This is a genomic window from Chryseobacterium binzhouense (genome assembly GCF_007474545.1).
Taxonomy (GTDB): domain Bacteria; phylum Bacteroidota; class Bacteroidia; order Flavobacteriales; family Weeksellaceae; genus Chryseobacterium; species Chryseobacterium binzhouense.
On record NZ_VKOG01000002.1, the window covers coordinates 443,257 to 457,706 of the forward strand.

A 14,450-nucleotide genomic window follows, 5' to 3' on the forward strand; every position below is an offset into this window, starting at 1 on the left:
AAATCGTAAGGATTTTGACCTGTACTTATCTTAAGCAGGTGACCTGTATATGATTTACGCAGGTATGAACTCCAGCTGTATGTGTATTACGCAGGTTTGATGATCGGCATGATTCTATTTTATGATGATGATCTGTATCTTATTTACACAGGTATGAATTTAAAGCTGTATTTATTTTATGCAGGTTGATGACTAGTATAATCCTTTTTATACAGTTTGCAGGGAAAGCTACAGCAGAGTTCACAATACATTCCGTCAAATTAAAAAAGGGAAGAGAACCTGACATCCCCTCAAAGCTTTTTTGTTCGGAAAAACGTAGGACTTTAGACTTTGGAATTGCGTTTTGCAAAAAAGCGAAGTGGCTTTGAAAGGACATCCAACAAAACCAACCCTAAAAGCAACCGCCATCATTGCCCGGAAATCAACAACAGGATATCTTTACTGAATTACCGCCAGATAAAAATAAACATTGTAAATATTATTGAAAATGAAAAAGAGCGGATAAAAAAAATGATCCGAATTTGCAACATTTGGTGCAACAGGGGTAAACTTCACTAAATATTTTTTTAAACAATTTTGGTAGTTAAAATATTAATCGTAATATTGCGATGTATAATTTTTGATAAAAATGGGAGTTACAAAAACTGAAATATACACGGAACAGCAGAACCGTTTAGCAACTTCGCTAAAGGCATTGGCTCATCCTGCACGCATAGCTATCCTGCAATATATCATTAAACAAAATGCCTGTATTTGTAATGACTTGGTAGAGGAATTGGGATTGGCACAAGCTACCATTTCGCAGCATTTGAAAGAACTAAAAAACATTGGTATTATCAAAGGAAATATAGAGGGAACCAGTGTATGCTACTGCATTGATGAAAATGTCTGGCAGCAGATTAAGAAGGAACTCAATACTTTCTTTGTTGACGATATAGGTATAGATAAATGTTGCTAAGCATTTATTTTAACCAAATCAATCGTAATAATGCAATATAACAATTAAATAATGAAATTATGAAACTATCAAAAATCAAAGAAATCTTACCAACATTAGAGCATGTTGAATTTCAATTAGAGAACGGAACGTTTGTTCCCGAACATTTCCACGTTACCGAAGTTGGGCAAATCAATAAAATTTTTATTGATTGTGGTGGTGTAATCCGCAATGAAAAAGTTGTCAATTTCCAATTATGGAATGCTGACGATTACGAACATAGATTGAAGCCAACCAAACTATTAAATATCATCAAACTATCCGAAGAAAAATTAGGTATGGAAGATGCCGAAATTGAAGTAGAATATCAAATTGATACTATCGGGAAATATGATTTGGATTTCAACGGAAAAACATTCGTACTGAAAAGTAAAACAACAGCTTGTCTTGCTCAGGATGCTTGCGGTATTCCTGTCGAAAAGCAAAAAATAAAATTATCAGCGTTGAATAATGCTTCCTGCACACCTAATTCAGGATGTTGTTAAACCCTTTAAATCAATCAAAATGTATAAGAATTTAGTTGAAACAATAAATAATGTTACTACTTTTCAAAACATCAGTGAAGAACGCAAAAATATATTACGACCACTGATAGATTTTGTACAGCAAAAAGTAAACAATAGTCAGGAAATAAGTATCAACTTCATTTGTACCCACAATTCCCGAAGAAGCCATTTATCGCAGGTTTGGGCACAGGTAGCAGCAGCACACTATGTTATCCCAAAGGTACATTGTTATTCGGGTGGTACAGAAGAAACGGCATTATTCCCGAAAGTGGCAGAAGCATTGACACATCAGGGATTAAGTATTTTCAAAATAGCAGATACCGACAATCCTGTATATGCCATAAAGTATAGTGATAATTCTTTGCCGATTGTTGGTTTCTCCAAAAAATATGATAGCCCTTTCAATCCTGTATCAGCGTTTGCAGCTATTATGACCTGTTCACAGGCAGACGGCGGATGCCCTTTTATTGCAGGAGCAGAAAAGAGAATACCTATCACATTTGAAGACCCTAAAATTTCAGACAATACACCGGAACAATCAAAGGTCTATGCTGATAGAAGTTTACAGATAGCAACGGAAATGTTCTATGTTTTTTCAATGATTAAAATGTAGCCGATGCAACCAAAACTAAAATTCTTAGACAGATACCTTACCTTATGGATATTCCTTGCAATGGCAGTAGGTATAGGATTGGGATATATTTTTCCCGGTATTTCAAAAATTACAAATGCGCTATCCGTAGGCACTACAAATATTCCGTTGGCAATAGGTTTAATATTGATGATGTATCCGCCATTAGCAAAGGTTGATTATTCATTATTGCCTATGGCGTTTAAGGATAAAAAAGTAATTGGTATATCCTTATTGCTGAATTGGGTTATCGGTACAGTGCTAATGTTCGGGTTAGCCGTTTTATTTTTAAGGAATGAACCCGATTATATGACAGGTTTGATACTGATAGGTTTGGCAAGATGTATCGCAATGGTAATCGTTTGGAGTGATTTAGCTAAAGCAAACAGAGAATATACAGCTATGTTAGTTGCATTAAACAGTATCTTCCAGATATTTACTTACAGTTTTTTAGTATGGTTATTCATCAACGTATTACCTGCAAAATTAGTATTAGCCAATTTCAATGTAAGCGTATCAATGAAAGATGTTACCGAAAGCGTATTGATATATTTAGGTATTCCTTTCTTGGCAGGTTTTTTAAGCCGATACATCCTTGTAAAATCAAAAGGTATAGAATGGTATAACCGGAAATTTGTACCCAAAATATCGCCCATTACATTGTATGCTTTACTGTTTACTATAGTATTGATGTTCAGTCTGAAAGGCGATAAAATAGTAGAGTTGCCAATGGATGTAGTAAAAGTAGCAATACCGTTAATCATCTATTTTATACTTATGTTTTTCGTGAGCTTCTTTATCAATAAATCTCTTAAAGTTCCTTACGATAAAAACGCATCCATCGCATTTACAGCCACAGGAAACAATTTTGAATTGGCAATAGCCGTAGCAATATCGGTTTTCGGTATTCATTCGCCACAGGCATTTGTGGGCGTTATCGGCCCATTGGTGGAAGTTCCTGTACTGATATTATTGGTACGTGCAAGTTTGTGGCTAAAGAAGAAATATTATGACCAAAATGCTCATTGATGCTTTGAATAAAGAAATGATATAAAGAAAGTCAGCAAACTACTTGACCAGTTTTTCATTTGGCAGATATAAATTTAAGCAATATTAAAAATGAAGAATTGGACAACGCAGTGGATAAATACATCAATTGACAACTGTTCTACAATTACAAGAAAATATTAATTGTAATTTTATAGAGCTTATTTTAAGCTAATTTCAAATAAAGCACAAAATATATGACAACACTCTTTATAAAAAATATGGTTTGCAACCGTTGTATTATGGTAGTGCAGAATGAATTGGAGAAGCTTGGATTGACTGTGAAAAATATAAAGCTGGGAGAAGTTACCTTGGATAAAGAATTAGCTGAAAACGTTAAAACCAATTTAGTGCAAGCACTGACTGTATTAGGTTTTGAATTAATAGATGATAAAAAAAGCCGAATTATAGAAAAAATAAAAAATATTATTATTGACCTCGTTCATCATCAGGATGGCGAAACAAAATACAATTTGTCGGATGTTTTAAATAGCAAGATACACCACGACTATAATTATCTCTCTAATTTATTTTCAGAAATTGAAGGCACTACTATCGAAAAATATTTTATTGCCCAAAAAATAGAGAAGGTAAAAGAATTATTGGTATATGATGAACTATCTTTGAGTGAAATTGCTTTCCGTTTAAATTACTCAAGTGTAGCCTATTTAAGCAACCAATTCAAAAAGGTAACAGGACTTACCCCAAGTTATTTCAAGCGAATACGAGAGGATAAAAGAAAACCTTTGGATAAGGTCTAAGTAAATCTTACAAATCATTCCCAAAATTCCACAACGAAAAAATGGAAACAATACGGAACTTTGTATCATAAAACTCATACAAAATGGTACACAAATATCAAGTAACAGGTATGACCTGTGGAGGTTGCGAAGCAAAGGTGAAATCAGCTTTATTAAAGGTTGAAAATGTGACAAATGTTGAAGTTTCAAAAGATGAAAACTCAGCTACCCTGACAATGGATAAACACATTCCAACTACACAATTGCAAAAAGCATTAACCGCTGTTGGAAAATATACCATAGAAATGAGCAATAACAAAAGCCCACAACATACCACGACAAATGAACCAGTGGCAAAATCCTGCTGCTCTGCTCATTCTCACGATGATAAAAAAACAATCGAAGTGACTAGCAATATAAAAGGCAAATACTATTGTCCAATGCATTGTGAAGGCGATAAAACTTATGATAAAGCTGGCGATTGCCCTGTTTGTGGAATGCATTTGGTAAAAGAAGCAGAATTGAATGTAAAGAAAACGATGTACACCTGCCCAATGCATCCCGAAGTTATTCAAGATAGTCCGGGTTCATGTCCTATATGCGGAATGGATTTAGTACCCATGGAACCAAGCGATTCCGAAGAAAAAAAAACCTATCTGGATTTGCTTAAAAAAATGAAAATTGCAACCCTCTTTACGGTGCCAATTTTTATTATTGCCATGATGGAAATGGTACATAACAATCCGTTATTTCAAATAAGGGACAGCAACATGTGGAACTGGGTGCAATTTCTGTTTTCAATTCCTGTTGTTTTCTATGCTGGTTGGATGTTTTTTGTACGAGCTTGGAAATCCATAATCACTTGGAATCTAAATATGTTTACCCTTATCGGAATAGGAACTGGAGTTGCATTTTTGTTTAGTATTGTAGGAATGCTGATTCCGAATATCTTTCCGGAAGAATTTAAAACCGAACACGGAACCATTCATCTTTATTTTGAAGCAGCAACAGTAATCATTACACTGGTCTTGTTGGGACAATTGTTAGAAGCAAGAGCACATAGCCAAACCAGTGGAGCTATAAAAGCGTTATTACAATTAGCACCAACCGAAGCTACTTTGATTGGTGAAGGGGGCGATAAAGTGATTTCCATTCATGATATTAAGAAAGGTGATTTATTACGCGTAAAACCAGGAGATAAAATTCCAGTTGACGGAAAAATAACCGATGGTGAAAGCAGTATTGATGAAGCAATGATTACAGGAGAACCAATTCCCGTTGACAAAAAGAAAGACGATAATGTAATTTCGGGAACAATCAACGGGAACAAATCATTTGTAATGATGGCCGAAAAAGTAGGTTCTGAAACATTACTTTCTCAAATTGTACAAATGGTTAACGATGCTTCTCGTTCAAGAGCACCCATTCAAAAATTAGCCGATAGTATTTCTAAATATTTTGTACCCATTGTAGTAATCATTTCAGTAATTACCTTTTTTGTTTGGGCACTATTTGGTCCAGAACCAGCGAAGGTTTATGGATTTATAAATGCCATTGCAGTTTTAATCATAGCTTGTCCTTGTGCTTTAGGTTTAGCCACGCCGATGTCTGTGATGGTGGGTGTGGGCAAAGGAGCACAATCTGGAGTATTAATTAAAAATGCCGAAGCCTTAGAAAATATGAATAAGGTGGATGTTTTAATAACAGATAAAACAGGAACGCTAACTGAGGGAAAACCTTCTGTAGAAAAAATTTACGCATCAACTAATAACGAGGATGATTTATTGCAAAATATAGCTTCCTTAAACCAATACAGTGAACATCCATTGGCACAAGCAGTAGTCAATTATGCCAAAACAAAATCTATTTCATTAATTGGAGTCAAAGATTTTGAAAATGTTACAGGAAAAGGAGTTACAGGAACGGTTACCAATAGAAAAGTAGCATTAGGCAATAAAAAACTAATGGAACAGGTTAAGGCAACTATTTCTGACGATTTAGAAACCAAAATTATTGCAGAACAAAAACTTGGTAAAACGGTTTCTTACATTGCTGTTGATGATGTTACAGTTGGTTTTGTTTCAATTACCGATGCGATAAAAACTTCGAGTGCAGCAGCGATAAAAGAACTAATGCTCCAAGGTGTAGAAGTAATTATGCTTACTGGCGACAATGTTAATACAGCCAAAGCAGTAGCGGATGAATTAGGTTTATCTTCCTATAAAGCAGGATGCTTACCCGAAGATAAACTCAACGAAATTAAACGTTTACAAGCAGAAGGGAAAATTGTAGCTATGGCTGGTGATGGTATAAATGATGCTCCGGCATTAGCACAAGCCAATATCGGAATAGCTATGGGAACTGGAACTGATGTAGCCATAGAAAGTGCCAAAATAACTTTAGTAAAAGGCGATTTATTAGGTATCGTTAAAGCAAAAAATTTGAGCCATGCTGTTATGAAAAACATCAAGCAAAATTTATTCTTTGCCTTTTTCTACAATGTGCTTGGTGTTCCAATTGCAGCAGGTATTTTATATCCGTTTTTCGGAATTTTATTATCTCCAATGATTGCAGCTTTAGCAATGTCTTTAAGTTCTGTATCGGTAATCGTAAATGCATTGCGATTACGCAGTTTTAAACTTTAAATGAATTATTCAATAAACAAAATGGAAAAGAATAATCAAGACTTACGATTCAAAACAAATATTAACTGTGGTGGATGTGTAGCATCTGTAAAACCTCATTTGGATAATACCATGGTATAATATGCCATTGGGAAGTAGATACAACTAAAGACAAGGTGCTTACCGTAAAATCAGAAGGAATTACACAAGAACAGGTAATTGAAACTGTACAGAAAGCAGGTTTTAAGATAGAACCATTAAACAAAGATAATTTCCTTATCCTAATAACCTGTTTAGTTATTTAACTTATAACAAACACTTTAGGTAATTAACTGTATATTTATTTTAATAAGCATAAAAAGGACTATGCAGACTAGTGATTTAGATATTTTATCTATAATTCTGTGTTTGCAGTTCACGAAAGTGCAAAATATAGCAATTAAAAGAAATAATTTCATAATTTTGTAGTGTTGAAAAATTTGAGTAAACATATCAGCTTTGTCATCTTACTATGTTTGGGCTTTTTCCTAATGCCAAGCATAAGCTATGCTTGTGCAAAAAAAACAACTAAGACAGAGCAAAAGTCCTGCTCAAAAGATCAATCTGCAAAAGCAGAACATAAAAGCAGTTGCAAGGACAAGTCCTGTAAAAAATGCAAAAATGGTCACGACTGCGACGGCAATTGTAAGCACAGTTCATGTGGATGTATCACTTCTTCATCTTCTGTAAGCTTACCAATACCAATAGATTTAAAAACAGCTAACCCTTTTGCTGAAATTAAAAAGCAAAAATTCGGTTTCAAAGAAGCCTACTATTCTTCAGGCTACTCTTCCATTTGGCAACCACCTAAAATAAGCTAAAACGATGGCTTGTTAGCCATACGTGTGCCTTGTCGAAAGCTGAATCCAGTTTTCGCAAACTCTTCGTATATCTTATTAAATTAAAAAAAATAAAAATGAAATCAATATCAAAAATATTGATGGTAATCATCGTATTACTATCAGCCGTAAACAGTTTTGCACAAATCAAAAATGCAAAAACAGAAACTGTAAAAATATATGGCAACTGCGAAATGTGTAAAACAACCATCGAAAAAGCAGGAAATTTAAAAAATGTAGCCACGGTAGATTGGAATAAAGATACCAAGATTGCTACACTCAACTATGATGGTAAAAAAACAAATCAGGACGAAATATTGAAACGCATTGCCTTAGCAGGTTATGACAGTGAGAAATTTTTGGCTCCAGATGATGTATATGCAAAATTATCCGACTGTTGCCAGTATAAAAGGGAACTAAAACCAGTTGCAAAAACCAGAGATGCAGGTATGGATATGAAAAATGAACACGCCAACCATAACCAAAGCGATATAGCTCAAAAAAATACCACTGAAACACAAAATGTACCGCAATTAAAAGCCGTTTTCAATAACTATTTTTCAGTGAAAGATGCGTTGGTAAAAACTGATGCAGGTACTTCTTCCGCAAAAGCTACCGAATTGGTAAAAGCCATTAAAGCAGTAGAAATGACAAAACTTTCCAACGAAGAACATACCGTTTGGATGAAAGTAATGAAAGATTTAACTGCTAATGCAGAAAAAATTGCTATAGCAAAAGATGTTACCAAACAAAGAGAAATTTTCGCTTTACTGGCTAATAATATGTACGAATTAGCCAAAGTTTCAAAACAAGAAACACCTGTTTATTATCAACATTGCCCAATGTACAATAATGGTAAAGGAGCAAATTGGCTAAGCAAAGAAGAAGCAATTAAAAACCCGTATTACGGCTCCAAAATGCTTACTTGCGGTAGCGTACAGGAAACTATTAATAACAAATAAAACGCTATTGTTATGGAAAGTATGGAAAACCAACACGAAATGCAACATAACCATAAGAATGAAAAGCATAATACTAATCACTCTTTAGCAATGTACAAACGCTTTGCTGTAATGGCTGTTGCTATGTTCATAGCTATGTACTTCATTATGTATGCTATGATTGACGGCTTACAGAACCTTATCCTGAACATCAATAATTTGTATATGACTTTGCTGATGGTTTCTGCAATGTTGATTATAGAACTATTGATAATGAAAGGAATGTATGAAAGCAAAAAAATCAACTGGGCAATCATAACGGTTTCCCTTGCGATTGGTATCTTTTCTTGGTTTGGTATTCGGGAGCAATTATTTGTGGGAAATAAAGAGTTTGTAAAAGGTATGATACCGCATCACGCAGCAGCAGTATTGATGTCTGAAAAAGCTAAGCTTACCGACCCCGAATTGATACAGTTACAAAAAAACATACTGGAAACACAGGCACAAGAAATCGAATTTATGAAGCGTAAGCTAAATGAATTTGAAAACAAATAAATAAGACAAATTTCTTCAATAATATCAAAAATAAATAAAATGAAAAATATAATTTTCTCAATCATTACATTAGTAACAGTTGCAGCGGTAACAATTTCCTGCAATCAATCTTCAAATAAAAATAGCGACCAGCAAGCTAATGATAGCACAACAATTGCTGCAACTCCGGAGTTACAATCACCTACACACAATGATACGGTAGCAACTGTTACTTCAACGGATACATCTTCTCAAGAGGCAGAAAAGTCCGATGTGAAGCAAGCTCAAAAGTTTACTGTCGCACCTATAATTAAGGATTATTTGGCTTTAAAAAATGCACTTGTTGAAGATAATGACAAAGCAGCGGCTAATGCAGGAAAGCAATTGTTTACTACCTTAAAAAATGTGGATATGAACGCTATCCCAGCGAATAAACATAAAGAATATATGGAAATAGCGGAAAATGCCAAAGAAAATGCAGAGCATATTAGTGACAATGCTGGTAAAATAGACCACCAGAGAGAGCATTTAGCATCGCTAAGTAAAGACGTTTCTGACCTTATCACATTATTTGGAACTACCCAAAAATTATATCAGGACTACTGCCCAATGTACAATGATGGTAAAGGTGCGGTTTGGATTAACGAAGCTAAGACTATCAAAAATCCTTATTATGGCAGCAAGATGCTTACCTGTGGCTCTGTAAAAAAAGAGTTCTAAAAATGAAGAGAGTATTAAAGATAATGTTGACAATAGTGCTGTTTATTTTTATTGCTATTCAATTTTATCAGCCTGCCCTTAATGTAGATAAAGGGCAGGTTTACACAACCGATTTTACCCAAGCGTATAAAATGCCTGTTGAAGTAAAAGCGATGCTTCAAACCTCTTGCTACGATTGTCATAGTAACAATACTAATTATGTTTGGTACGACTATGTGCAACCTATGAGAGCATTAGTAGAAAACCACATAAAAAACGCAAAAGAGGATTTGAATTTCAACGAATGGGGTACATACTCAAATAGGAAGCAGGAAAGATTATTAAACTCAATTAAAGAACAAATCGAAACTAAACAAATGCCCTTAGCATCATATACAATGATGCATAAAAACACAAAACTGAATGATGAGCAAATCAAAGTTTTAACCAATTGGCTAAAAGAGCAGGATTAAGTTTCAAGAAAAAAAATATCAAAATGAATATACCTAAAAATGTTACGATCAGGTTGCTGCAAGCAGTTTTTATACTGTTATGTTCGCAATCTCTCTTTGCACAAAAAGTAGTTCGTTACGAGTTGTATGTAAAAGATACGCTTGTAAACTACGCAGGCAAAGAAAAAAGAGCCATTTCCGTAAATGGTCAAATACCAATGCCAACGCTCACTTTTACCGAAGGCGATACAGCCGAAATCGTTGTACATAACCAATTAAAAGAAAGTACCTCATTGCATTGGCACGGAGTGTTCCTGCCCAACAAAGAAGATGGTGTGCCCTGGCTTACACAAAAACCTATTAAGGCAGGCACAACCTATACCTATCGCTTCCCAATTATCCAACACGGAACGCATTGGTATCACTCACATTCTGGTTTGCAGGAGCAAATTGGGATGTATGGCAGTTTTATAATGAAGAAAAAGGATGATGATAAAACCTTTAGAAAAGGAATTGACGATTTGCCGACTGTACCCATCATTTTAAGCGAGTGGACAAATCTTAATCCCGACAACATCAACAGGATGCTGCATAATGCCAACGATTGGGCAGCTATTAAAAAAAATGCAACACAGTCTTATGCAGAAGCTATTAGAGAAGGACATTTCAAAACAAAACTAACCAACGAATGGAAACGGATGTTGGCAATGGATGTAAGCGATGTGTATTATGACAAAATTTTAATCAATGGAAACCATACGACCGATTTAAAAAAGGTGGACGGCAAAACGCTAAAAGCGGGCGATAAAGTACGATTGCGAGTTTCAAACGGTGGTGCTTCGTCCTATTTTTGGTTGCGGTATGCAGGCGGTAAAATTACCGTAGTTGCAAATGACGGTAATGATGTAGAACCTGTGGAAGTAGATAGATTAATCATTGCGGTTTCTGAAACTTACGATATTGTAGTAACAATTCCTGAAGATGGTGTTGCTTATCAGTTTCTAGCTACTACTGAAGACAGAACACAATCCGCAAGTTATTTTGTGGGCAATGGCATCAAACAATTAATATCACCACTTCCTAAATTAAAATATTTTGAAGGGATGAAGATGATGAACGATATGATGAAGATGAATGGAGATTTGGACGATATGGGAATGAAAATGAGCCTGAACCAAATGGATATGAACGTGGTAATGTATCCTGAAATTACTGGAGAGGCAAAACCAAAAGAAGACCATAGTCAACACAATATGAATATGGAAAATGATCCCAACCGTTACAATGCAAATGCTTTGGGAGAAATCAAAACGCTGAATTATGCAATGCTACAATCTCCTTCCAATACGGAACTTCCTAAAGATGCGCCAGTAAAAGAATTGAAATTTACCCTTACCGGAAATATGAACCGTTATGTGTGGAGTATGGATAATAAAATACTTTCAGAAGTTGATAAAATACCTGTGAAAAAAGGAGAAATTCTACGAATTACCATTCATAATAACTCAATGATGCGCCATCCAATGCACTTGCACGGTTTTGATTTCAGGGTAATCAATGGCAAAGGCGAAAAATCACCACTAAAAAATGTTATAGATATAATGCCAATGGAAACTGATACCATTGAGTTTTTAGCAAACGAAGAAGGAGATTGGTTTTTCCACTGTCATATCCTTTATCATATGATGTCAGGAATGAACAGGGTATTTGCAGTTGACGATTATCAAAATCCGAATTTACCTAACAAAAAACAAGCATATAATATGTTGCAAAGAGAAAGCAATATGCCACACTTAATGGCTCAGAATGATTTTGCTAGCAATGGAAATGATGGTGATGCGATGCTTCAGAATTCAAGATGGAGTTTAGGGACAGAATGGCGATTAGGCTATAACGATATGCACGGTTATGAAGTAGAAACACATTTAGGAAGGTACATTGGAAAAATGCAATGGTTTATGCCGTTTATAGGTTTTGATTGGAGGTATCGTAAAATGGGTATGGATGAACACGAAACCAATTTATTCGGACAGAAAAATGAAAAAGATACACGTAGAGCTATTAGCTTGGGCTTTATGTACACATTACCAATGTTAGTAAACTTTCAGGCAGAGGTATATCACGATGGAATTGTACGTCTTTCTTTAATGCGTGAAGATATTCCCATCACAAAGAGATTGAGGGCTGGTTTTATGGTCAACACCGATATGGAATATATGACAGAGCTAAAATATATTATCAATAAAAATGTGGGTATTCGTACACATTATGATAGCGATATGGGCTGGGGTATTGGGTTATCTTTAAATTATTAAAACAAAGGATAAACAGCTAAGCCAGGAAACCGAAAACGTTTTTTCAATCCGTTTGAGCTGTCTCAACTATTTACCACAATATTACAATTTAAAATTGCACATGACAATGATAGAACTGATAAAGGCAACACCCGCATTTCCTGTCAGGGAAATTGACAAAGCAGTTCAATTTTACAAAGACAAATTTGGTTTTGATTGTCGGCACAAGGAAGACACTTTTGCAATTTTGGTTCGGGGCAACATAGAACTGCATTTGTGGGCTTCCTGCAATTATAGTTGGAAATGGAAAAGCATTTTTCTATTTCTAAAACCGATTAGTAGTGGGGCAGAAAGCTTTTTAGCAGGAACACACAGTTGCAGAATTGAAGTAAAAGGAGTTGAAGAGCTGTATAAAGAGCTAAAAGAAAAAGAGGTGCTTCACAATGAAAAAACAGAGATAGAAAGTACCTATTATGGCACAAGAGAATTTGCAGCATTAGACTTATACGGAAATCTTTTATCCTTTTATGAAAATGTATAAAAAGATGTTTTTGTATTTTAGTATTTGCTTAAATAAACAATTTGCTTATCTTTGTACTTATGGATAATCTTTCTTGTATAAGGCAGCAGGCGGACGTTAAGCAGATAATGCGTTGCAAAGACCGGATTAGTGAAATCAAAGGGACAGTTGATTATTTATCCAGCGGACTTGAGTTAGCGGGTAACAATGTAAGACTGAAAATACTTTTTCTTCTTTATGAAGAAAAGAAACTTTGTGTTTGCGACCTAAGCGATATTCTCAGTATGACCATTTCGGCAGTTTCTCAGCACTTGCGAAAACTCAAAGACAGAAAACTCATTGAAACGGAAAGACAAGCGCAAACTATTTTCTATTCGTTGGCAAAAGAGTATGAAAAAATGCTCAAACCTTTTTTCAAAATCCTTAACGAAAACAAAATTTTGGAAGCAATATGAAAACAGAAAAAAAATTAATCGGTGCAGGACTTTTGACAGCAATTGCTTCGTCCTTGTGCTGTATTACGCCAATTTTGGCTATAGTTGCGGGTTCAAGCGGAATTGCTTCTACCTTTTCGTGGCTCGAACCTTTTCGACCTTATTTTATTGGTATGACTGTTTTAGTTCTTGGCTTTGCTTGGTATCAAAAACTGAAACCTCAAAAACAAATTGACTGTAATTGTGAAACAAATCAAAAACAAAATTTTATGCAAACGAAATCATTGTTAGGAAGTATTACCGTAATATCAGTTTTACTTCTATCATTTCCGAGTTATGCTCACATCTTTGTTCCGAAGACAAAAATCACGGCAATTGTTACTTCGACTTCTAAAATTCAGAAAGTTGAATTTACTATTAAAGGAATGACTTGTTCAGGATGTGAACATCATGTAAAGACAGAAATTAGCAAACTAAAAGGCATTGTTGAAGTTATTGTTTCTTACGAAAAAGGCAACGCAATTGTAAAGTTCGACAACAAACAAACCAGCATCGAGCAAATCGAAAAAGCTATCAACTCTACTGGTTACAAATCACTAAAAAGCAAAATTATTTCATAATGGACATCATTTTAATATCCGAAATAACTTGTCCAACCTGCGGACATAAGAAATCCGAAGAAATGCCAACTGATGCTTGTCAATTTTTCTATCAGTGTGAGAGTTGCAAAACAACTCTAAAACCTATAAAGGGAGATTGTTGCGTGTTTTGTAGTTACGGTACAGTAAAGTGCCCACCTATTCAAGAGGGAAATGCTTGTTGTAAATAACTAAACCACTATGGACTTTCAGTCCATAGATTTGAACAACGAATGAAATTCGTTTAAAAAACTCCACAGATGCACAGATAATAAAATATTAAAAAATTCATTTTATTATCTGTGCATCTGTGTCGAATAAAAAATTTATAGAAACTGAAATTCTTGCACTGAAAGTGCATAGTTTCAACTAACTATTTTAATGCTTAATTGAAACTATGCACAACGAGTTTTCTATAGTCAGTTAATACTTACAACCTTTTTTCTAAAACAAACCAAAGCCAAAGTCCGGAATTGTTTTAGAAATGGGGTTGTTCCGCTTTCCGCAAAAATACG

The 14,450-nt window shown here is 34.8% G+C and carries 16 protein-coding genes; all 16 read left to right on the top strand.

Annotated elements, in window-relative coordinates:
- The first annotated feature begins 628 nt into the window (after nucleotides 1-628).
- The 16 genes from FNE73_RS07800 (at nucleotide 629) to FNE73_RS16875 (ending at nucleotide 14,126) form a co-directional block, all read left to right on the top strand.
- Nucleotides 629-958 carry an ArsR/SmtB family transcription factor gene (locus FNE73_RS07800; RefSeq protein WP_028122609.1) on the top strand — a complete coding sequence of 110 codons (330 nt, stop codon included), beginning with the start codon at nucleotides 629-631 and terminating at the stop codon, nucleotides 956-958.
- 59 nt (nucleotides 959-1,017) lie between these two features.
- Nucleotides 1,018-1,482: a DUF6428 family protein gene (locus FNE73_RS07805; RefSeq protein WP_028122608.1), complete on the top strand. Its 465-nt coding sequence runs from the start codon at nucleotides 1,018-1,020 to the stop codon at nucleotides 1,480-1,482.
- A gap of 19 nt (nucleotides 1,483-1,501) precedes the next feature.
- Nucleotides 1,502-2,116 carry an arsenate-mycothiol transferase ArsC gene (locus FNE73_RS07810; RefSeq protein ID WP_034741354.1) on the top strand — a complete coding sequence of 205 codons (615 nt, stop codon included), beginning with the start codon at nucleotides 1,502-1,504 and terminating at the stop codon, nucleotides 2,114-2,116.
- 3 nt (nucleotides 2,117-2,119) lie between these two features.
- Entirely contained in the window at nucleotides 2,120-3,163 is a 1,044-nt protein-coding gene (arsB, locus tag FNE73_RS07815; protein WP_034741357.1) for an ACR3 family arsenite efflux transporter, read from the top strand.
- A 215-nt stretch (nucleotides 3,164-3,378) separates the two neighbouring features.
- Nucleotides 3,379-3,942, top strand: a complete 564-nt coding sequence (locus FNE73_RS07820; protein ID WP_028122606.1) for a helix-turn-helix domain-containing protein — start codon at nucleotides 3,379-3,381, stop codon at nucleotides 3,940-3,942.
- An 83-nt stretch (nucleotides 3,943-4,025) separates the two neighbouring features.
- Nucleotides 4,026-6,566 (top strand): heavy metal translocating P-type ATPase, encoded by a 2,541-nt coding sequence (locus tag FNE73_RS07825; protein ID WP_072410583.1) that lies wholly within the window; start codon nucleotides 4,026-4,028, stop codon nucleotides 6,564-6,566.
- Between the two features lie 525 nt (nucleotides 6,567-7,091).
- On the top strand, nucleotides 7,092-7,274 hold the full coding sequence (locus FNE73_RS07835) for a hypothetical protein (protein ID WP_143884139.1): 183 nt from the start codon (nucleotides 7,092-7,094) through the stop codon (nucleotides 7,272-7,274).
- Nucleotides 7,275-7,500: 226 nt separating this feature from the next.
- Nucleotides 7,501-8,385 (top strand): DUF3347 domain-containing protein, encoded by an 885-nt coding sequence (locus FNE73_RS07840; RefSeq protein ID WP_072410582.1) that lies wholly within the window; start codon nucleotides 7,501-7,503, stop codon nucleotides 8,383-8,385.
- 12 nt (nucleotides 8,386-8,397) lie between these two features.
- Nucleotides 8,398-8,919, top strand: coding sequence for a DUF305 domain-containing protein (locus tag FNE73_RS07845; protein WP_034741369.1), 522 nt, complete (start codon nucleotides 8,398-8,400; stop codon nucleotides 8,917-8,919).
- 39 nt (nucleotides 8,920-8,958) lie between these two features.
- Nucleotides 8,959-9,618: a DUF3347 domain-containing protein gene (locus FNE73_RS07850; RefSeq protein ID WP_072410581.1), complete on the top strand. Its 660-nt coding sequence runs from the start codon at nucleotides 8,959-8,961 to the stop codon at nucleotides 9,616-9,618.
- Between the two features lie 2 nt (nucleotides 9,619-9,620).
- Nucleotides 9,621-10,070 (top strand): heme-binding domain-containing protein, encoded by a 450-nt coding sequence (locus FNE73_RS07855; protein WP_072410580.1) that lies wholly within the window; start codon nucleotides 9,621-9,623, stop codon nucleotides 10,068-10,070.
- Nucleotides 10,071-10,093: 23 nt separating this feature from the next.
- Entirely contained in the window at nucleotides 10,094-12,364 is a 2,271-nt protein-coding gene (locus FNE73_RS07860) for a multicopper oxidase family protein (RefSeq protein ID WP_034742681.1), read from the top strand.
- A 106-nt stretch (nucleotides 12,365-12,470) separates the two neighbouring features.
- On the top strand, nucleotides 12,471-12,884 hold the full coding sequence (locus FNE73_RS07865; protein ID WP_198417452.1) for a bleomycin resistance protein: 414 nt from the start codon (nucleotides 12,471-12,473) through the stop codon (nucleotides 12,882-12,884).
- Between the two features lie 59 nt (nucleotides 12,885-12,943).
- The gene (locus FNE73_RS07870) at nucleotides 12,944-13,318 is read left to right on the top strand and encodes an ArsR/SmtB family transcription factor (protein ID WP_027381139.1); all 375 of its coding nucleotides are present in this window, start codon (nucleotides 12,944-12,946) and stop codon (nucleotides 13,316-13,318) included.
- Nucleotides 13,315-13,917 (top strand): mercuric transport protein MerTP, encoded by a 603-nt coding sequence (merTP, locus tag FNE73_RS07875; protein ID WP_034975961.1) that lies wholly within the window; start codon nucleotides 13,315-13,317, stop codon nucleotides 13,915-13,917. The genes FNE73_RS07870 and merTP overlap by 4 nt, the downstream gene beginning before the upstream one ends.
- A complete protein-coding gene (locus tag FNE73_RS16875; protein WP_072410579.1) occupies nucleotides 13,917-14,126 on the top strand; it encodes a GDCCVxC domain-containing (seleno)protein in 210 nt (69 codons plus the stop codon). The genes merTP and FNE73_RS16875 overlap by 1 nt, the downstream gene beginning before the upstream one ends.
- Nucleotides 14,127-14,450 lie beyond the last annotated feature (324 nt).